The 18,605-nt window shown below is 68.9% G+C and carries 18 protein-coding genes and 1 tRNA gene; 7 read left to right on the top strand and 12 right to left on the bottom strand.

Annotated elements, in window-relative coordinates; translation table 11 throughout:
• Positions 1–861 carry a sensor domain-containing protein gene (locus J7656_RS11785; protein ID WP_017342712.1) on the bottom strand — a complete coding sequence of 287 codons (861 nt, stop codon included), beginning with the start codon at positions 859–861 and terminating at the stop codon, positions 1–3.
• 102 nt (positions 862–963) lie between these two features.
• Positions 964–1,299, bottom strand: coding sequence for a zinc ribbon domain-containing protein (locus J7656_RS11780; RefSeq protein ID WP_017342713.1), 336 nt, complete (start codon positions 1,297–1,299; stop codon positions 964–966).
• Between the two features lie 176 nt (positions 1,300–1,475).
• Between J7656_RS11780 and J7656_RS11775 the strand changes: the two genes are divergently transcribed.
• Positions 1,476–2,525 (top strand): RNA-guided endonuclease TnpB family protein, encoded by a 1,050-nt coding sequence (locus J7656_RS11775; RefSeq protein WP_017342714.1) that lies wholly within the window; start codon positions 1,476–1,478, stop codon positions 2,523–2,525.
• Positions 2,526–2,789: 264 nt separating this feature from the next.
• On the opposite strand, the gene purB is transcribed toward J7656_RS11775, so the two are convergent.
• The gene (gene purB, locus J7656_RS11770) at positions 2,790–4,256 is read right to left on the bottom strand and encodes an adenylosuccinate lyase (RefSeq protein ID WP_211553395.1); all 1,467 of its coding nucleotides are present in this window, start codon (positions 4,254–4,256) and stop codon (positions 2,790–2,792) included.
• A 167-nt stretch (positions 4,257–4,423) separates the two neighbouring features.
• Here purB and purH point away from each other — a divergent pair, with 167 nt between their 5' ends.
• Positions 4,424–6,028 (top strand): bifunctional phosphoribosylaminoimidazolecarboxamide formyltransferase/IMP cyclohydrolase, encoded by a 1,605-nt coding sequence (gene purH, locus J7656_RS11765; protein ID WP_211553393.1) that lies wholly within the window; start codon positions 4,424–4,426, stop codon positions 6,026–6,028.
• A 47-nt stretch (positions 6,029–6,075) separates the two neighbouring features.
• On the opposite strand, the gene J7656_RS11760 is transcribed toward purH, so the two are convergent.
• The gene (locus J7656_RS11760; protein ID WP_211553391.1) at positions 6,076–6,960 is read right to left on the bottom strand and encodes an ABC transporter substrate-binding protein; all 885 of its coding nucleotides are present in this window, start codon (positions 6,958–6,960) and stop codon (positions 6,076–6,078) included.
• 193 nt (positions 6,961–7,153) lie between these two features.
• On the opposite strand from J7656_RS11760, the gene J7656_RS11755 reads away from it, so the two are divergent.
• Positions 7,154–8,455, top strand: coding sequence for an MFS transporter (locus J7656_RS11755; RefSeq protein WP_211553389.1), 1,302 nt, complete (start codon positions 7,154–7,156; stop codon positions 8,453–8,455).
• A 33-nt stretch (positions 8,456–8,488) separates the two neighbouring features.
• Here the strand turns inward: J7656_RS11755 and J7656_RS11750 are convergent, their stop codons facing one another.
• A complete protein-coding gene (locus tag J7656_RS11750) occupies positions 8,489–9,547 on the bottom strand; it encodes a M42 family metallopeptidase (RefSeq protein ID WP_017342719.1) in 1,059 nt (352 codons plus the stop codon).
• Positions 9,548–9,990: 443 nt separating this feature from the next.
• On the opposite strand from J7656_RS11750, the gene J7656_RS11745 reads away from it, so the two are divergent.
• Positions 9,991–10,257: a hypothetical protein gene (locus tag J7656_RS11745; protein WP_249191461.1), complete on the top strand. Its 267-nt coding sequence runs from the start codon at positions 9,991–9,993 to the stop codon at positions 10,255–10,257.
• 36 nt (positions 10,258–10,293) lie between these two features.
• Here J7656_RS11745 and J7656_RS11740 read toward each other — a convergent pair whose 3' ends face one another.
• A complete protein-coding gene (locus tag J7656_RS11740; protein WP_017342720.1) occupies positions 10,294–10,893 on the bottom strand; it encodes an NUDIX hydrolase in 600 nt (199 codons plus the stop codon).
• A gap of 144 nt (positions 10,894–11,037) precedes the next feature.
• Between J7656_RS11740 and proS the strand changes: the two genes are divergently transcribed.
• The 3 genes from proS to J7656_RS11725 all read left to right on the top strand — a co-directional run bounded on the left by proS (position 11,038) and on the right by J7656_RS11725 (position 15,219).
• The gene (gene proS / locus J7656_RS11735) at positions 11,038–12,513 is read left to right on the top strand and encodes a proline--tRNA ligase (RefSeq protein ID WP_017342721.1); all 1,476 of its coding nucleotides are present in this window, start codon (positions 11,038–11,040) and stop codon (positions 12,511–12,513) included.
• A gap of 150 nt (positions 12,514–12,663) precedes the next feature.
• Positions 12,664–13,833 carry a hypothetical protein gene (locus J7656_RS11730; RefSeq protein ID WP_211553388.1) on the top strand — a complete coding sequence of 390 codons (1,170 nt, stop codon included), beginning with the start codon at positions 12,664–12,666 and terminating at the stop codon, positions 13,831–13,833.
• A 108-nt stretch (positions 13,834–13,941) separates the two neighbouring features.
• Positions 13,942–15,219 (top strand): helix-turn-helix transcriptional regulator, encoded by a 1,278-nt coding sequence (locus J7656_RS11725; RefSeq protein WP_017342723.1) that lies wholly within the window; start codon positions 13,942–13,944, stop codon positions 15,217–15,219.
• Positions 15,220–15,261: 42 nt separating this feature from the next.
• On the opposite strand, the gene J7656_RS11720 is transcribed toward J7656_RS11725, so the two are convergent.
• The 6 genes from J7656_RS11720 to J7656_RS11695 all read right to left on the bottom strand — a co-directional run bounded on the left by J7656_RS11720 (position 15,262) and on the right by J7656_RS11695 (position 18,546).
• Positions 15,262–15,393: a rubrerythrin-like domain-containing protein gene (locus J7656_RS11720; protein WP_155118187.1), complete on the bottom strand. Its 132-nt coding sequence runs from the start codon at positions 15,391–15,393 to the stop codon at positions 15,262–15,264.
• 141 nt (positions 15,394–15,534) lie between these two features.
• Entirely contained in the window at positions 15,535–15,942 is a 408-nt protein-coding gene (locus tag J7656_RS11715; protein WP_017342724.1) for a DUF4112 domain-containing protein, read from the bottom strand.
• Between the two features lie 267 nt (positions 15,943–16,209).
• Positions 16,210–16,282 (bottom strand) — tRNA-Thr (locus tag J7656_RS11710).
• Positions 16,283–16,866: 584 nt separating this feature from the next.
• The gene (locus J7656_RS11705) at positions 16,867–17,256 is read right to left on the bottom strand and encodes a hypothetical protein (RefSeq protein WP_017342725.1); all 390 of its coding nucleotides are present in this window, start codon (positions 17,254–17,256) and stop codon (positions 16,867–16,869) included.
• Positions 17,243–17,464 (bottom strand): hypothetical protein, encoded by a 222-nt coding sequence (locus tag J7656_RS11700; RefSeq protein ID WP_007994137.1) that lies wholly within the window; start codon positions 17,462–17,464, stop codon positions 17,243–17,245. Before J7656_RS11700 ends, J7656_RS11705 begins: the two co-directional genes overlap by 14 nt.
• Before the next feature lie 86 nt (positions 17,465–17,550).
• Positions 17,551–18,546, bottom strand: coding sequence for a class I SAM-dependent methyltransferase (locus J7656_RS11695; protein WP_017342726.1), 996 nt, complete (start codon positions 18,544–18,546; stop codon positions 17,551–17,553).
• Positions 18,547–18,605: the final 59 nt, after the last annotated feature.

Raw genomic sequence — 18,605 nt, 5'->3', positions numbered from 1 at the left:
TCAGTCTCGGTCGTCCCGGTCCGCGTCGGGGTCGGCGGGGTCTGCGTCGAACTCGAAGCCGTCAGCGTCCGAGTCGGACTCCTCGCCCGACTCGGTCTTTTCCTCCGAATCGCGGTCGCCGTCGCGGTTCCGGCCGGTATCGCCCTCGCGATCGGCCGCGTCGCCGTCGACGGTGACGCGCCCGGCGTCGCCCGGCGGGCGGTCGCCGCTCCCGACGTCCTCGCCGAGCAGCGCGACGGCCATCAGTCGGGTGCCGCCCGCGATCAGGTTCGTCAGGTGGAGGCCGACGAGCAGGCCGACGGCCCCGAGCCCCGCGGCGAGGGCGGCCTCGGGCGCGGTGTCGATCGCCCACACCGCCGGCTCGCCGTTCACCTCGCCGAACGTCGTCTCGTACGGGTACCGGACGGGGGCGCCGACGAGTGAGAGCGCCTGCGCGAGGACGGCGAGCGGCGCGAACGCCACCACGGTGACCCAGAACTTCAGCGAGATGAACCCGAGCCCGCGCCACGTCGACGGCGCCGACAGGTAGGCACGAACGGTCGCCGTCGCGCCCGCCGAGCCGTCGTTGGCGGCGGCCGGGAGGTCGTCCGCCGCGGATAGGTCGGTGCCGAGCAGGCGGTTCGCCAGCCAGCGTTCGAGCCCGGCGACGAGCCGCGAGCCGACGACAGCCGCGATCAGGAGGCCGATCCCGACGAGGACGACCGAGAGGAGGACCCCGAAGACGAGCGCAAACGATCCGATTCCCGAGTAGAGGAACCCTAGCGGAACCGCGATCAGCAGGTACAGCAGGTGACGATACGTGCGCCCGTCGGCGATGACGCCGACGACGGGGAGGGCTGCGAGCGGTCGGAGGGAGACCATACCGCGACTGGTTCCTCGCCCGACAAAAATCGCTCGCTCGACGGCGGCGGGGCCGTCGATGCGAGACTGCGCCCGGAACGACCGCCGCCCACCGCGCGCGACCTAACCGAGGAAGAAGTCGATGGCGTTGCCGGACGACTGGCCCTTGTACAGCTCGGAGTAGCCGCACTCCGCGCAGGAGACGACGACGAACCGCCGGTTCTGGACGTCGAACATCTTGGTGAGGCCGGTGCCGCTGGTGGCGATCTCGTCGGTCTCCGTCTCGGTGCCGCCGCACTTCGGGCAGCCGTCGTCTCCGGCAGCCAGCGACTCGGGCCGTTCTCCCGTGTGAGCCGAGTCGGGAGCGGCGCGATCGCCGTCCCCCGCGTCGTCCCATTCGTCGTTCGGTTCGTCGCCGAAGACGGAGTACTCCGTCTCCTCGTCGTTGTCGGAGGGCATCGGTGCCCCCTGCTCCCGCGATCGCTAAACCTCTTGTGGCGTTACGGAAGTGCGAGGAGAAAGCCCCGCCCTTCAGGGCGGGGATGAATCCGACAAACGATGATACAAACCACCGACGATAGCACGGCCTGATATTCCAACAGATATTTACTATAGCATACTTAATTACAACTGTAATGGTCACGGTGACTGTCACCGCGAAGTTCCACAATCCATCCCTCTCACGGCGGAAAGAGTGGCAACGCGCCACTCGACTCTACCGTGACACCAAGCAATTCTGTATCGATGGATGGGAGAACGGCGACTTCGGGAAGTCCGTGACCACGGCCACCATCGACAACGACCTCTACTCGGCCATTCAGAACCAAGCCATCCGTGAGGCGAAATCCGACCACAACAAGGACGGGGAAGTTCGCTACCGAGAGAGTCAACCGTTCGCCATCAACAACCAGAACTGGCAGATCGACACGACCGAGAACGGCACAGTCGTCGTCGGCTTCCCGTGCGTCTCCCAATGGTGGTACACACCGATAGAGGTGTACGACGATATTGCCGACCCCGTAGACCGACTGGTTGAGGGTGACGCTGACAAGACCCGCCTACAGATCTACCGTCGCGGCGACGACTGGTACTGTACGTTCAACGTGGAATACGACACCGATACGTCGGGTGAGACGCCTATCGGTGTCGATATTGGCGAACGGCATATCCTCGCTGTGACCGCCTACGGTGAGGACGAATCAATGCTGGTGTCTGGTGGTGAGGCGAAGTACGTTCGACGCAAATATCGTTCCCTACGCGATTCGCTCTCGGAAGCGGGTGCGCTTCGCGCACGTAACCGTGTAGGTGACAAAGAACAGCGTCGAATCAAAGACCTGAATCACAAACTCTCCCGTCGCCTCATCACGTTCGCGGAACAGTTCGAGAATCCTGTCATCCGGATAGAAGACCTCGAAGGTATCCGCGGGGACAGTTCGTGGTCGGGCGTTCACTCGTGGCATTTCCACCAACTCCAACAGTTCATCACATACAAAGCCGAGCGGGCTGGGATCCGCGTCGAGAAGGTCGATGCGTACCATACCAGCCAACAGTGTTCGGCGTGTGGTTCGATGGGAACCCGTGATGGCGACCACTTTTCGTGTTCGGAGTGCGGTCGAGGACGCCACGCGGACCTGAACGCTTCAGAGAACATCGCACAACGGGAGGGTGAACCATGTACGGCGTAGCAGTTCGGCTGACGCGAACCGTACTACCTCGCTGGTTGAATAGCCAGCCGTCTTCGACGCTCGCTGTATGCGGGGAGGAAGGCCCCATTGACAGGGCTGTACGCGCTGGAAAGCACACCGTTGGTCACAACTCGGTGGCGACCGTTGACGGCCCACGCGAAAGCGTCCTTGAGGCCCGAGGAAACGCGCAACCTGAATATCCACTTTGTGGAATCCTCGCGCTTTAGCGCGGGGAGGATGTCAACTGCCGGTCCCTCTGTAACGCTACTCGTCGATCTCGTCGACGAGCCCGTCGGCGACGCCGGTGTAGCCGGCGGGCGTCAGCGCCTTCAGCTCCGCGCGGACCTCGCCGTCGACGTCGAGATCGTCGAAGAGGTCGCGGAAGTCGTCGAGCGTCACCGACCGGCCGCGGGAGAGCGCCTTCACGCGCTCGTAGGCCTCGGTGTCGCCCTCGCGGCGGAGGATCGTCTGGACCGCCTCGCCGATGACCTCGGGGGTCGCGTCCAGCTCCTCGCGCATGACGGTCTCGTTCGGAACGACCTTCGCGAGTCCGTCCGCGGCCTTCGAGTAGCCGATCAGGCAGTGGGCGAGCGCGGCGCCGACGTTGCGCTTGACAGTGGAGTCGGAGAGGTCGCGCTGGAGCCGCGAGGTCGTCACGTAGTCGGCGAGGAAGGTGAGGTCGGAGTTCGCCTTCGAGAGGTTCCCCTCGCTGTTCTCGAAGTCGATCGGGTTCACCTTGTGGGGCATCGTCGACGACCCCGTCTCGCCCTCGACGGCCTCCTGCCCGAGGTAGCGGTCGGAGACGTACAGCCACGCGTCGAGGTCCAAGTCGAGGAGGACGTTGTTGACGCCGCGAAGCGCGTCGAACAGCGCCGCGAGGTCGTCGCAGGGGTTCACCTGCGTCGCGAGTGCGGTGTGTTCCAACTCGAGGCCGCGCACGAACGACTCGGAGAACCCTCGCCAGTCGACGTCGGGGTAGGCGGCGCGGTGGGCGGCGTAGGTGCCGGACGCCCCCGCGAGCTTCCCGGAGAGGTCCTCGTTCGCGACGACGACCCGCCCCAGTGCGCGGCCGAGCCGCGCGGCGTAGACGGCCATCTCCTTCCCGAAGGTCGTCGGCGTCGCGGGCTGGCCGTGCGTGCGCGCCAGCATCGGCGTGTCGCGGTGTTCCTGTGCCAACTCGACGAGGGCGTCGCGCACCTCGCGGACCGCGGGGACGATCACCTCGCTCACCGCAGGCTTGAGGAGGAGCCGGTGCGCGAGGTTGTTCACGTCCTCGCTCGTGAGCCCGAAGTGGATCCACGGGTACAGCGACTCGGCGTCGTCGAGCGAGGAATCGTTTTCATCGGCAATCTCGGCCAGCCGGACCCGGAGGAAGTACTCGACCGCCTTCACGTCGTGGTTGGTCGCGTCGTACCCCGCGGCGCCATCGGTCTCCAGCGCCTTGATCAGGCGCGCGTCCTCGGCCGAGAACTCCTCGTAGATCCGGCTGAGCGCGGCCTCCGTCGTCTCGTCGAAGCCGATCGGGATCGCGTCGAGCGCGCCCAGCGCGAGCAGGTACTCGACCTCGACGCGGGTCCGCGCGCGCATCAGCGCGGCCTCGCTGGCGTACGGGGACAGCGGCGCCGTCCGGCCGGCGTACCGGCCGTCGAGCGGCGAGACGGCCGCGAGCGGGTCCGACCGGGACAGCCCCGAGATGGTGGCCTCGGCCGTCGGTTCGGAGTCGTCGGTCATGTCCGCGACTGCCCCCGGCGCCAGCAAAAGCGTGTCGATGGGGCGACGCACGGACGTGGATCCGAATCCGCCTCGAATCGCCCGAAAATCACATTTCGATCCCCGATCATGTATACTACCGCGGCGCGGACCGCAATCGATATACCCGATCGGTCGGACCGTCGAGTATGAAGATCGCGGGACTCGCGAGCAACCGGGGACGGAACCTCAGACACATCGCCGACGCCGCGCCCGGCGGGGCGGAGCTGTCGGTCGTCCTGACGAACCGCGAGCAGGCGCCCGTGTTAGGGGCCGCGACCGAGCGCCGGATCCCGACCGAGGTCGTCGAGCGCGACGAGGGCGAGTCGCGCGAGTCGCACGAGCGCCGGATCGTCGAGCGCCTCTCCGACTACGACGTCGACCTCGTCTGTCTGGACGGCTACATGCGCGTGCTGACCGACGAGTTCCTCGACGCCGTCCCGACGACGCTGAACGTCCACCCCTCGCTGCTCCCGGCGTTCCCCGGCACGGACGCCCACGAGCAGGTGCTGGAGGCGGGCGTCCGGTCCACCGGCTGTACGGTCCACGTCGTCACCGAAGAGGTCGACGCCGGCCCGGTCGTCACCCAGGAGCCGATCCCGGTGTACGAGGACGACGACGCCGACTCGCTGAAGGCCCGCGTCCTCCGCGAGGCGGAGTTCACGGCGTACCCGCGGGCGGTCCGCTGGTTCGCCGAGGACCGCGTGACCGTCGAGCGCGACGCCGACGGGAATCCGAAGCGCGTCGCCGTCGAGGGCGACGTGGGCGGCGACTTCCCCGAGCGGCGCTTCGTTTCGGAGGAGCGGACCGCCTCGCTGCGCTACGGCGAGAACCCGCATCAGGACGCCGCCCTGTACGTCGACGACGGCTGCGAGGAGGCCAGCGTCGTCGACGCGGACCAGCTGAACCCCGGCGCGAAAGGGATGGGGTACAACAACTACAACGACGCGGACGCCGCCCTCGACCTCGTCAAGGAGTTCGACGAGCCCGCGGCCGCGGTGATCAAGCACACGAACCCCGCGGGCTGCGCGGTCGGCTCGGACCTCGCGGACGCGTACGACCGCGCGCTGCGCACCGACGCGAAGTCGGCGTTCGGCGGCATCGTCGCGCTGAACCGCGAGTGCGACGCCGACACCGCCACCGCGGTCGCCGACTCGTTCAAGGAGGTCGTCGTCGCGCCCGGCTACACCGACAGCGCGCTCGACGTGCTCCGCGAGAAGAAGAACCTCCGCGTGCTCGATGTCGGGCCGCTCGGCGAGGGCGAGGACCACTTCTCCGAGCGGTTCACGGAGAAACCCATCGTCGGCGGGCGCCTCGTCCAGGAGCGCGACCGGCAGTCCCCGACCGCCGACGACTTGGAGGTCGTCACCGAGCGCGAGCCGACCGACGAGCAGATCGAGACGATGCTGTTCGCGTGGAAGACGCTGAAACACGTCAAGTCGAACGGGATCCTCTTCGCGACCGGCACCGAGACGGTCGGCGTCGGGATGGGGCAGGTGTCCCGCGTCGACGCCGTGACGCTCGCGGCGATGAAGGCCGAGAAGGACGCCGAGGGCAAGTCCGCCGAGGGCGCGGTGATGGCCTCGGACGCCTTCTTCCCGTTCCCGGACGCGGTCGAGGAGGCCGCGGACGCCGGCATCGAGGCCGTGATCCAGCCGGGCGGCTCCGTCAACGACGAGGACGTGATCGCCGCCGCCGACGAGCGCGACATAGCGATGGCGTTCACCGGGTCGCGCTGCTTCCGACACGACTGATACCGGCGAGCCAGGGATCTAACCCCGGACCGCCGTCGCCCGCACCCCTACTCCGGCCAGTCGCTCGGGACGTACTGCTCGAACGCGGGTTCGGCCGAGCGGGCGAGCGGCCGGAACGCCCGTTCCCCGTCGACCCGGAACTCCTCGATCCGCGACTGTCCGGGGCCGGTGAGATAGCCGACGTAGGACATGGCGAGCGCGTACGCCGCGTCGTGTCGCGCGGGGTTGACCGGGATGACGGCGTACTCGTTCCGGAGGAGCGGCGGCGGGTCGTCGATACCGGCGTCGACGTGCCGGGCCAGGACGCCGTCGCCGCCCACGGCGAGGAAGGTGCCGCGGTCGACGAGGGTGTAGGCGCCCGACTGCCGAGCGGTCGTCAGCGTGTCACCCATTCCCTGACCGGTTTCGAGGTACCACTCGCCGCCGGGATCGACGCCAGCCTCGTTCCAGATCCGGCGCTCGCGGATGTGGGTTCCCGACCGATCACCCCGCGACAGGAACGTCGCCTCCGCGTCGGCGATCGATTCGAACGCCGACACGGGACCCGCTCCGGCGACGCCCGCGGGGTCGTCGGGCGGCCCGACGACCAGAAAGTCGTTGACCATCACCCGGCGTCGATTGATCCCGTGCCCCTCCCTGAGGAACTCGTCCTCCAGCGGGCGAGCGTGGACGAGCACGACGTCGCAGTCGCCGTCCCGGGCGGTGCGGAGCGAGGCGCCCGTCCCGCGCACGACCGACTCCACGGCCGCGCCGAACCGGTCGGCGTATCCTCGGTTCAGGACGGGGAGCAGCCCGCTGTCGTACGCCGTCGTGGCAGTGGCGAGCGTCAGCGAGCCGAGGTCGGACGGGCGCTCCTCGGTCCGATTCGTACAGCCGGCCAGCGAGGCGGCACCGCCGAGGCCGAGCGCCCGCACGTACTGTCGACGGCGCATGCGATGTAGTCGAAATCGAACACACTTTCCTATGAATTAACCGGACATTATTTCGACGCGGGAACGCCGCACGTCACGGGTCGGCGCCGCGCCCGACTCGCGTCTCGCCCGCCTGAAACGATAACCCCACGCGGACCGCCGGATCGACGGCGCTTTTTTCTCGGGCTCCCCTCGTCTCGGATCGGAGACGACCGTGGCCCAGTTCGGCAACTCGGTACGGCTGCTCGGGGACCGGGAGTTCGCGGCGCTCGCCGGGACCGCGTTCGCCCGTAGCCAGGCGTACTCGACGATCCTCATCGCCCTCGCGCTGTACGCGGACCTGTTCGGCACCACCGGGTTCATCGAAGGGCTGTTCGGCACCGCGTTCGCGATCGTCCAGTTGGTCATCGTCCTCCCGCTGGGCCGGAAGGTGGACACCGGCAACGCGAAGCGGTGGCTGCTCGGCGGCTTCCTGATCAACGTCGCCGTCTTCGTCGGCTTCGCCTTGGTCGACAGCTCGGTTCACATCATCCTCGTGCGGATGGTCCAGGGGCTCGGCGCGAGCGTTCTCTGGATCACGGGCGCGACGGTGATCGGCGAGATCAGCCCGGACGACGAGCAGGGGCGCTGGCTCGGCTCGTACAACCAGTTCGCCTCCTTCTCGTCGCTCGCGGGCGACCTCGTCGGCGGCTACCTGCTGTACGCGTACGGGTTCACGGAGACGTACCTCGTCTTGACCCTCGTCACGCTCGCCGCGTTCGCGCTCGTCTTCGCGTTCCTCCGCGACAACCCCGGCGGCCGGAAGGACCCCGAGGACGCGGGCGGGATAGAGACGTTCCGGTCGCTGCTGGAGCTCCCGATGTTGCGCGCGCTCGTCTTCTTCCGGTTCACCTTCAGCGTCGGCAAGATGGCGGTGATCATCTTCCTCCCCATCTACGCCCGGACGACGTTCGGCATCTCGGCGTTCGCCATCGGCTGGATCATGGCGGGCGGGAAGGCGACGAAGGCGCTCACGCAGGGGTTCGTCGGCGACCTCACCGACCGCTACGAGCGCACCTACCTGTTCGTCGCGGTCGGGGCGCTGCTGTACGGCGTCGGCACCGCGATCATCCCGCTCGCGGCGTACTTCGAGGGGACGCTCGCGCCGGTCACCGTCTCCTATCTCGGCGACTCCCAGACCCTCGGCGGGGCCTTCTTCGTGCTGTTCGGCGCCTACTCGCTGCTCGGAATCGCCGACTCGATCCGGCTGCCGGCGAGCATGTCGCTGTTCGTCAGCGAAGGGGAGCAGTACGACTCCGTCGCCAGCGCGATGAGCCTGCGCTCCGTCTCGTGGAAGGTCGGGCAGGTCGTCGGGCCCGTGCTCGTCGGCACCACGATGGACGCGACGACGACCGAGACGGGGTTCCTGCTCGCGGCCGCGTTCATCGCGTTCGCAACCACGGGCTTCGCGTGGCAGGCGCGGGCGGCCCACCGCGCGGACCGGGACCCGGGACCGGCGGTCCCGAGCGACGACTGAGGCCGGCCCCGGTCGTCGCCCGCGAGCGACCGCTTACAGCGTGTAGTCGTGCTCGCCCGTCTCGGACTCTAAAAAGGCCGTCAGCAGGTCGATCGTCGCCTCGACGTCGCCGCCGTCCGCGGTCTCGGTGACGGTGTGGAGGTACCGCGTCGGGATAGAGATCGCGCCGACGGGCTTCGCGCCCGCCGTGTTCTGGAATCCGGCGGTGTCGGTACCCCCCGCGGGCAGCACCTCGTGCTGGTGGTCGATCCCCTCGTCCTCCGCGACCTCGGTGAGCCGCCCGTGGACCTTCGGGCTGGTGATCACCGAGGAGTCCTTCAGCTTCACGGCGGTCCCCTCGCCGAGTTCGGTGACGGCGTCGGCCGGGTCGCCGACCTGCGGCACGTCGTTGGCGACGGTGACGTCCAGTGCGACGGCGAGGTCGGGATCGATGTCCACGCCGAGCGCCCGCGCGCCCCGGAGCCCGACTTCCTCCTGAACGGTCGCCGCGAAGTGGATCGTCACGTCGGGGTCGTCGATCCGCCGGGCCGCCTCCAGCATCGCGAACAGGCAGATCCGGTCGTCGAGCGCCTTCCCCGTGACGCGGTCGCCCATCCGCGTCGTGGTCTGGTCGAGGGTGACGAGGTCGCCGACGCTCACCGCCTCCTCGACCGCCTCGGCGTCGCGGCCGAGGTCGATGAAGACGTCCTTCACCTCGTCGTCCTTCTCCTGCTGCTCCTCCGTGAGCGTGTGCGGCGGGACAGAGCCGATGACGCCCGTCAGGTCCTCGTCGCCGTGGACGGTGACGCGCTGCGCGCGCAGCACCCGGGCGTCGAACCCGCCGAGCGGGTCGACCTGGACGAACCCCTCGTCGGTGACGTGGCGGACCATGAACCCGATCTCGTCCATGTGGGCCGCGACGGCGACGGAGTAGTCCGAGTCGCCCTCGATCGTGCCGACGACGTTGCCCATTGCGTCCGTCCGGACGCGGTCGACGCTGTCCGCGAACTCGCGGCGGACGATCTCGCGGACGTCGTCCTCGTAGCCGGGGACGCCGCGCGCCTCGGTTAACTCTCGGAGCAGGTCGAAGTCGAAGTCGAACTCGCGTGGCATGTCTTCACCTGTCCGCGCCAGCGACAAAGGTCCGCAGGATCCGGCACGACCGTCGGCCTTCGCCGAACCGCGAGTGATCCGATATTTAAATAACCGTGAACGGCGACGAGAGTTGTTTATAAATGAATCCGCGGTGGCGCGTGCCTGCGAGCGGCCGCCAAAGGCGGCCGCGAGGAGCACGCGCGAGGGAGTCGGCCGGCCGGAGCGCAGCGGAGGCCGGCCGACGAGGCTGGGGAGGTGTGAGGTGCGGGGCTGTGCGGTGCCGGGGCGGGACTCAAAGGGGCAGCCGCGAGGACGGCGCAGGCGACGCAAGCACTGGAGGGAGTGAGCGAAGCGAACGACCGAAGCGCGTGGTTCGAGACGCCGGAGGCGTCTCGTCATCCCGAAAATCTCCGATTTTCGGGCGACAGCGAGCGTGCGCCGTCCTCGCGGCTGGGGCTTTGGTGGCGGTCGCGGTCGATTCGCAGTCAACGATTTATAAGCGAGCGGCTGGGGCTTTGGTGGCGGTCGCGGTCGATTCGCAGTCAACGATTTATAAGCGAGCGGCTGGGGCTTTGGTGGCGGTCGCGGTCGATTCGCAGTCAACGATTTATAAGCGAGCGGTTGGGGCTTTGGCGGTGTTCGCCGTCAATCTACAGACAGACATTTATAAGCGAGCGGCTGGGGCTTTGGCGGCTGTCGCGGTCGATCCGCAGTCAACTCCCAACTGAACGGGCGCCTCAAGACCGATCTCCGCGGTATACAATTCAAATCGGTAGCTCGGCATCCGCGCCGACCACGCGGTCCGGTTCGGCGGGCGCGCGCCAGTCGGTAGTCCGCTCCAACAGCTGGACGACCATCCGGCCGGTCACGCCCCAGACCGTGTAGCCGCCGACGTGGAAGTAGTGGACGCGGTGGTCGCCGTACTCCGGGTGGCCGACGCGGCGCTCCGACTCGTAGTTCGCGGGGTCGGTGAGCGCGTCGACGGAGAGGATCGCCACCTCCGCGACCTCCGACTCGTCGGGGACGTACTCGCGGTCGGGCGCGACGCCGACGAACGGGCGGACCGCGTACTGCGACGAGGTGCGCGTGTCGTCGATCCGACCGAGGACGTCGACCTCCGTCGGCCGCATCCCGACCTCCTCGTCGGCCTCGCGCAGCGCGGTGTCGGTCAGCGTCCGGTCGATCGGCTCGCGGCCGCCGCCGGGGAAGCTCATCTGTCCGGGGTGTTCACCGAGGTGCGCGGCGCGCTTGGTGAAGAGGAGGTGAGCCTCGCCGTCGCGCGCGATCACCGGCGCCAGCACCGCGGCCTGCCGCCGCCCGGCGAGCGACTGCGGCGCGTGTCGGCGCAGCCCCGACAGGTCCATGGGCGAGTTAGGCGACGCGAGGCGGTTAACGTTTCCGCGGATTCCGTCCGCGCGGGACGTGATCTGTCCGCAAGCCTGGGGCGGACCGCGCCGCGGCGGTCGGGTTCGGACCTTTTAAGCCCGCGACACCCGCTTTCGAGAGTAATGAGCGACGACGACCAGGAACTCGGGATCACCGAGTCCAAGACGCACAACACCGGCGAGTGGTACGCCGAGGTCGTACGGAAGGCCGGGCTGGCCGACTACGGGCCGGAGGGAATGAGCGGCTTCATCGTCACCCGCCCGCGGGCGTACGCGGTCTGGGAGCGGCTCCAGGGGTTCCTCGACGCGAAGTTCAAGGACACCGGCGTCCAGAACGCCTACTTCCCGCTGTTCATCCCCGAGTCGTACCTCGAACGAGAGAAGGACATCGTCGAGGGGTTCGACCCCGAGGTCGCGTGGGTCGACGAGGCGGGGAACAAGGAGCTCGAAGAGCGGCTCGCGGTCCGCCCGACCTCCGAGTCGATCATCACGCCGTACATCAGCCAGTGGGTGCGGAGCCACCGCGACCTCCCGCTGCGCGTGAACCAGTGGTGCTCCGTCGTCCGGTGGGAGGCGACCGAGACGAAGCCGTTCTTCCGCACGAAGGAGTTCCTCTGGCAGGAGGGTCACACCGCGCACGCGACGCACGAGGACGCGTGGGCGGAGACGATGACGCGGCTCGACCAGTACGAGTCCGTCTACGAGGACCTGCTGGCGCTGCCGGTCCTGAAGGGACAGAAACCCGACCACGACAAGTTCCCCGGCGCGGACACGACGACGACGGTCGAGGCGCTGATGCCCGACGGGAAGTCGGTTCAGGCGGGCACCTCCCACCACCTCGGCCAGTCGTTCGCGGAGGCGTTCGACATCACCTACTCGGACGAGGACGAGGAGGAGCGCACCGCCCACACCACCTCGTGGGGGCTCTCGTGGCGCGCGCTGGGCGCGCTGATCATGACCCACTCCGACGAGCAGGGGCTCGTCCTCCCGCACACGGTCGCGCCCACGCAGGTCGTCGTCGTCCCGATCTGGCAGGAGGACACGAAAGACGACGTGCTGGAGTACGCCGAGGGCGTGGCCGACGAGCTCGACGACGCCGGGATCCGCGTCGAGCTCGACGACCGCGACGAGCGCAACCCCGGGTTCAAGTTCAACGAACACGAGCTCAACGGGATCCCCCTCCGGATCGAGATCGGGCCCCACGAGGTCGACGACGAGGAGCTCACCCTCGTCCACCGGCCCGACGGCGAGAGCGTCGAGGTCGACCGCGAGGGCGTCGCGGAGACCGTCCGCGAGGAGTTCGACGAGATATACGCCAAGCTGTACGCGACCGCCGAGGAGACGCTCGACGACGGCGTGCGCGAGGCGGACGACCGCGCCGAGATCCTCGGCACGCTCGGGCAGCACGGCGGCTACGTGAAGGCGCCGTGGTGCGGCGACGAGGCCTGCGAGGAGCCGATCAAGGAGCCGCTGGCCGCCGAGATCGTGATGGTCCCGTTCGAGGACGAGGACCCCCTCGCCGACGGGGACCACGGCGAGACCTGCGCGATGTGCGACGACGACGCCGAGCGGACCGCCTACTTCGCGAAGACGTACTGAACCGCGACGGCCCGACGCCGCGGCGGCGATCCCGCGGACACGCGACTCCTCCGATATCCAACCGTCCCCGCCACGTCCTACGATTAATCCGCGTTGATCCGGCTTAACGGAGTTTCGGGTATATAGGGAGGGAGCGTGTACACGCAGGTAATGAACCGATGGATTGCGAGCCTCGTCGTCGTGGCCGTCACTGCGGCGGTGATCGCCGGGGCCGCCGCGGCCGCGCCGGCGGGCGTGACGACCGCACAGACCGATTCGCCGAGCGACGGCGAGAACGGAAGCACCGCGAACGCGTCGACCGACCTCAGTCCCGGTGAGCGGCTCGCGGGAGTCGTCGGCGTTCAGGGCGCCGAGATCGAAGGCGAGGTCGAGTCGCGCGCCTTCGAGGTCGGGCTCCGGGAGGCCGAGACGAACGAGAGCCGCGCCGCCGTCGTCGCGGAGCGACTGAACCGGACCGAGGAGCGGCTCGCGGAGCTGGAAGCGCAACAGCGGGAGCTCCGCGAGCGGCGCGCGGCCGGCGAACTGAGCCAGGGCGCGTACGCCGCCCGGATGGCGACGACGACCGCGCGGATCGAGACGCTCTCCCGGGGGCTGAACCGGAGCGCGAGCGCGGCCGCCGAGCTCCCGCCCGCCGTCCGCGACGAGACGGGCGTCGACGGCGAGCGACTGGCGGCGCTGCGCGAGCGCGCGAACGAACTAAGCGGCCCCGAGGTCGCCGCCATCGCCCGGGGCGTGGCCGGCGGGGGCGTCGGCGGGCCGGTCGCGCCCGGACGGCGCGGCCCACCCGGGAACGGGACCGAACGCGGGCCGCCGAGCGACGCCGGTCCGCCGGGAGAGGGACCGCTCGGCGGCGGCCCGGGAAACGGCTCGGCCGGCCCGCCGGGAGCGGGTCCGGGGAACGGCTCGGTCGGCTCGCCGGGAGCGGGTCCGGGGAACGGCTCGATGGGAGCCCCCGGAGCGGGCCCGGGAAACGGCTCGGTCGGTGGCCCCGGTAACGGGTCCGCCGGCCCGCCGGAGGCGGGAGGCGCGAACGGGTCCGAGACCGGCGCCGCGAACGGGTCGACCCAGGTCGGTCCGCCGGGGTCCGGGAACGCGACCGACGGCGGACCCGGCAACGCGTCGACCGGCCCGCCTGCCGGCTCCGGAAACGGGTCCGGCAGCGGCGGCGGTCCGGGCGAAGCCGGTCCGAGCGGAGCCGGTCCGAGCGACGGCGGCCCCGATGGGAACGGATCGAACGGCGGCGCGGGCGCCCCGACGATCGACGACGCGGCGGACACTCCGCGGACGGTCGTCGGTAGTCCGTCACGCCTCGATGTGTGATCGACGTCGCGCCGTGAACCCGGACCTCGGACCGTCCCGACCCGTGGCGGCGATTCGATCCCGTCCCGGATGGGAAGGAATTTACCGGCAGTCCGTGTGACATCGTCCGTGCAGCGAGCGCCGATCCTCCTCGCGGTCCTCGCCCTCCTCGGAGCCGTCGGTCTCGCGCTCGGCGCCGGCGGCGCGGGTGCGGTCCCGTTCGAGGGCGGCTTCGCCCAGATGGACGTCGAACCGGACGACGTGTCGATGGAGGTCGCCGTTCAGCCGGACGGCGACGCGCAGTGGACCGTCGAGTACCGGATCCGGCTGGGGACCGACGAGGAAGAGCAGGCGTTCGAACAGCTCCGCGCGGACGTGGAGAACGACACGGAGGCGTACACGACCCGGTTCCGCGATCGGATGGCCTCGACCGCCGAGACCGCCGAGTCGGCGACGGGACGCAACATGACGGTGGCGAACGCGACCGTCACCGCCGAGCGGCGCGAGCTCCCGCAGGCGTACGGCGTGTTGACCTACCGGTTCGAGTGGACGAACTTCGCCGCCGTCGACGGGGACCGACTGCGCGTCGGCGACGCGGTCGACGGGCTGTTCTTAGACGACTCCTCGTCGCTCATCGTCTCGTGGCCGGAGGAGTACCGCCTCGCGGAGACGACGCCGGATCCGAGCGAGATGCGCGAGCGATCCGTCGTCTGGAACGGGCCGGTCGACTTCTCGGCCGGTCAGCCGCGGATCTCGGTCGCGCCCGCGGGCCCGCTCTCCGGGCTCCCGACGGCGGGCATCGTCGCGCTCCTCGCCGTCCTCGTCGTCGCCGGCGGCGCCGTCGCCTACCGTCGGCGGGACGACGGAGACGGCGAGGACGCGGGAGTCGCCGCGAGCGGTGGCGGAGACACCGCGACCGAGAGCAACGCATCCGCGGCGGACTCGGCGAGCTCGGCGACCGCCGGCGCGGCCGCGAGCGACGCGTCGGCGTCTGACGGCGACGACGCGGACGCCGCCGGCGAGTCGGAGCGCGGGTCGGACGAGGCGGCGCCCGTCGACAGCGACCTGTTGAGCAACGAGGAGCAGGTGATTCGGCTGATCGAGTCGGAGGGCGGGCGGATGAAACAGAAGCAGGTGGCCGAGGAGTTAGACTGGACCGCCGCGAAGACGAGCCAGGTGGTGACCGGACTGCGCGACGAGGGCGACCTCGACGGCTTCCGACTGGGCCGCGAGAACGTCCTCTCGCTCCCCGACTACGACCCCGAGGCGGATTCGGATTCGAGCGGAGACGACGGTGGCGACGGAAGCGACGGAGACGAGAACGACGGGGACGAGGAGCGCGGCGGGAGCGGTGCCGGCGAGGACGGAGACGGGAGCGACGAGCGCGACGCTACCGACGGGGCCTGACCGGACCGACGACGCGTTGCGCCGAGTTCGCTTTGACCCGGGTCACAGGTCCCGCGAGCGACCGATGTGTAGCAGTTCACCCCCACACTCACACTCGCCGGCCGAGTCCGTTCGCCGGCCGCATTCGAAACACTCGTACACTTCTTCGCTGTCACACTCGTATTCTGGTCGCATATACATCGATACGCACCCGTGATAGATAATCACACGCCTAATATTGTTTGGATAATATAAACCGCTTGGCGCGAGGCGGTGACCGAACGATCGGAATCCCGACATCGGCGGGCCTCGGATCGGGCGAGTTCCGGTGAACTCCTATGCCTCTGCCGTGAGCTCTTCCAACACCAGCTCGAAATTGCGCGTGTTGGCCTTCCAGACGACGTCGAAGAGGTCGCCGACGATCGGGACCGCCCCCACGAGCACGTCCAAAGAGATGTTCGCGATCATTCTGAGCAGCGTGGTGTAGGAGACGCCGAGACGGGCCGCCTCGACCACGATATACAGCGAAATCCCGCCGGTGAGTACGTCTCCCGCCCCCGGGAGGATGCCGAGCAGCGGATCGATGCCGATGCGATACCCGACGACCGGAACGCGGACACCTTCGTCGAGGACGTACGCGACGATCAGTACGCGCTTGACCGCCGCTCGGTCAATCGGTTCCGGGAGGCGCGCTATCCGCTCGTTGGCCTCGGTCAGAAACTCGCTCTCCTGTGCGCTCGGCATACACCACGTACAGTTTCCCGCTGAATAACGCTGCTGTCGGTAATTCACCCTACGAGCCACAGCAAGTGATCGTATGCCGCTTATCAGGGGGTTCACTGAGCGATCGAAAACGGACCCGGCAGCGCATGGCTACAACCCTTCGACTCCGCGTTGTTCCGTCAGAAGAGCCGGAGGGGGATTGTGAACAACGGCCGGACTCGCTCGCGCTCGTCCGGCCTCGTTTAAATCCCGCCTTGGCTTCCGCTGCTCACGTTGTTCACAGCAGGAAGCCGGAGGGGGGATTTGAACCCCCGACCTATTCCTTACGAAGGAATCGCTCTGCCAGCTGAGCTACTCCGGCACGCATGCTTCAATTCCCGGACGGAAAAATAAGGGTTCCGAAACGGGGACGGAGCGGCGATCCGTCGCGCCGAGCCGAGCGGTGAAAGCGGTGAATTTCTCTTGAAGTAAACTCACGTTCGTCACTATTACGTGAGCATTCGACATCAACACGCAAGGAGAATTCGGATACAATACAGGAATATAAGGAAAAAGACTAAATACGTGTTCGGGCTTCAATCTGAGTGTGATGACACCGCCCGCGCGCCGAGACGGCGGGGATCGAATCCCCCGGCGGTGCGTGCCCGGTCGAAGCCCGTACCGGGCGGCGATAGCCTCGCCGGTCGTCACCCCCACGGCGACCCGGCGCGGCCGTCATCCCCATCAGCGTTCCGTCGCGGCTACCGTGTGAAACGCGTCTCCGACGCGCCAAGCGCAGAATCGCCTCTGGTCCGAGACCGCCGCCGCGACCGCTTGTCATGTGACGGGCCCCGGCCGCGCCGCCCCCGACCCCCCTCGGGGCGGCGCGGCGTTCTCGCTGTCTCGACCGCCTTCGCGAGCGACCGGACCGATCGGCCAGCCGAGTGCGGTGTCGAACGATCGGCGCTACGAGAACAGCCGCTGCGCTCGGCGCACCGCCGCGGAGAGACCCCCGTAGCCGGCGCCGACGACGCCCGCGAGCCGCAGTTCCGCGGGCGCGAGGCCGAGCCGGTGCGAGAGCGGCCCTGGCCGTGCGTCGGCGCCGGCGACCGCGACCGTGCGACTGCGGACCCTGACCTCGGCGGTGAGGCCGCCTCGCACCAGCTCGGCGAGGGCGCGGTTCGAGACGGACTCGTCCGGAAGCCGCCGGGCGATACGGAGGGCGTCGCGGAGGCTCTCGACCTCGACGAACAGCCGGCGGTCGGTCGCATGGACCGCTGCGTCGACGCCGTCCACCGAGAGGGTCAGGTCCTCCGTCTCGACCGAGAGCCGCGGACTCGACTCACTCGGACTCACTCGTCGTGACCCGAACCCCGCCGTCGACGCGCCACTCGGCGTGCTCGGCGTCGTCGCCCGTCCCGCTCGGCACCTCGACGGTCAGATCGTCGAACTGGTAGTGAATCTCCGCGTTCCGGCCGGTCAGTCGGTCGTACAGTCCGATCGCTAAGTCCGGCCAGGTTGTCGTCTCGTCGATGCGCTCCTCGGGGTCTTCGGCGTCGCTCATGCGTTCTCATGATAGTAATTGTCACACATAAGTGAACGCCCTGACGTGTCTGTGCGATTATACCGGGCGAGACGATCCGAACCGGCTCAGCCCTCGACGCGCGTCAGGCGCACGTCGAGACACACGTTGTACTCGTGGGGGGCGTACGACCGGACGACGCGCTCGGTCTCGACGTCGACGGCGTAGGCGTCGCCCGCGGCGGCCTCGATCGCGCGGCGGCCGGGGCCGAACGGGTCGTCCTCGTGTTGGATGTCGTAGTAGTGAATCACGCAGTCGTCGCCCGCGAGTGCGACCGCGGTGTCGAGAAACTCGTTCGCGGAGTGCGGGAGGTTCATCACGAGCCGGTCGGCCGTGTCGGCGTACTCGTCGGCGATCTCGCGCACGTCGCCAGCGATCGCGGTCACCCGATCCGCGACCCCGTTGCGCTCGGCGTTCTCGCGGAGGTACTCGACCGCGCGCTCGTTGAGGTCGCACGCGACCACGTCGGCGCCGCGGGACGCCAATGGGACCGCGTACGGCCCCACGCCGGCGAACATGTCGATCGCCGACTCGCCGGCCGCCGCCTGCTCGACGACGCGGTGGCGCTCGGTCGCGAGCCGCGGCGAGAAGTACACCTCGGCGACGTCGAGCGCGAACTCGTGGCCGTACTCGCGGTGGACCGTCTCGGTGCCGTTCCCGGCCAGCACGTCCCACCGCCGGACCCGGAGTTCGCCCTCGATCGGCGACGCGCGGTTGAGGACGGTGTCGCAGGGAACGTCGGAGGCCATCACGGCGTCGGCTATCTCGCGGGCGCGCTCGTCGTCGTCCTCATCGATAATGACGATGTCGCCCAGCCGCTCCAGGGAAGGCTCGTAGCCGAGGATCGCCGCGGGCGTCGTCGGGCGGTCCCTCGCTTCCGCGTCGCGCTCGACGATCCGGTCCGCGAGGTCGGCGGGCACTCGGTCGCGGCCGGAGACGGGGATGTAGATCGTCTCGTCCTCGACCGCGATCTGATGGTCGCCGTCGAGGGCGTCGGCGTCGGCGAGCCGGCTCCGGACGGTCTCGCCGCGCTCGCGGTCGACGGCGACGCAGGGGACGCTCATCGTCGGGGAGACGCGGGCGAGCGAATAAACGGTGACGCTTCGCGGGCGGCGGAACGGCG

Source organism: Halorubrum ruber, from assembly GCF_018228765.1.
GTDB lineage: Archaea > Halobacteriota > Halobacteria > Halobacteriales > Haloferacaceae > Halorubrum > Halorubrum ruber.
This window is presented reverse-complemented; position numbering and strand designations above follow the sequence as displayed.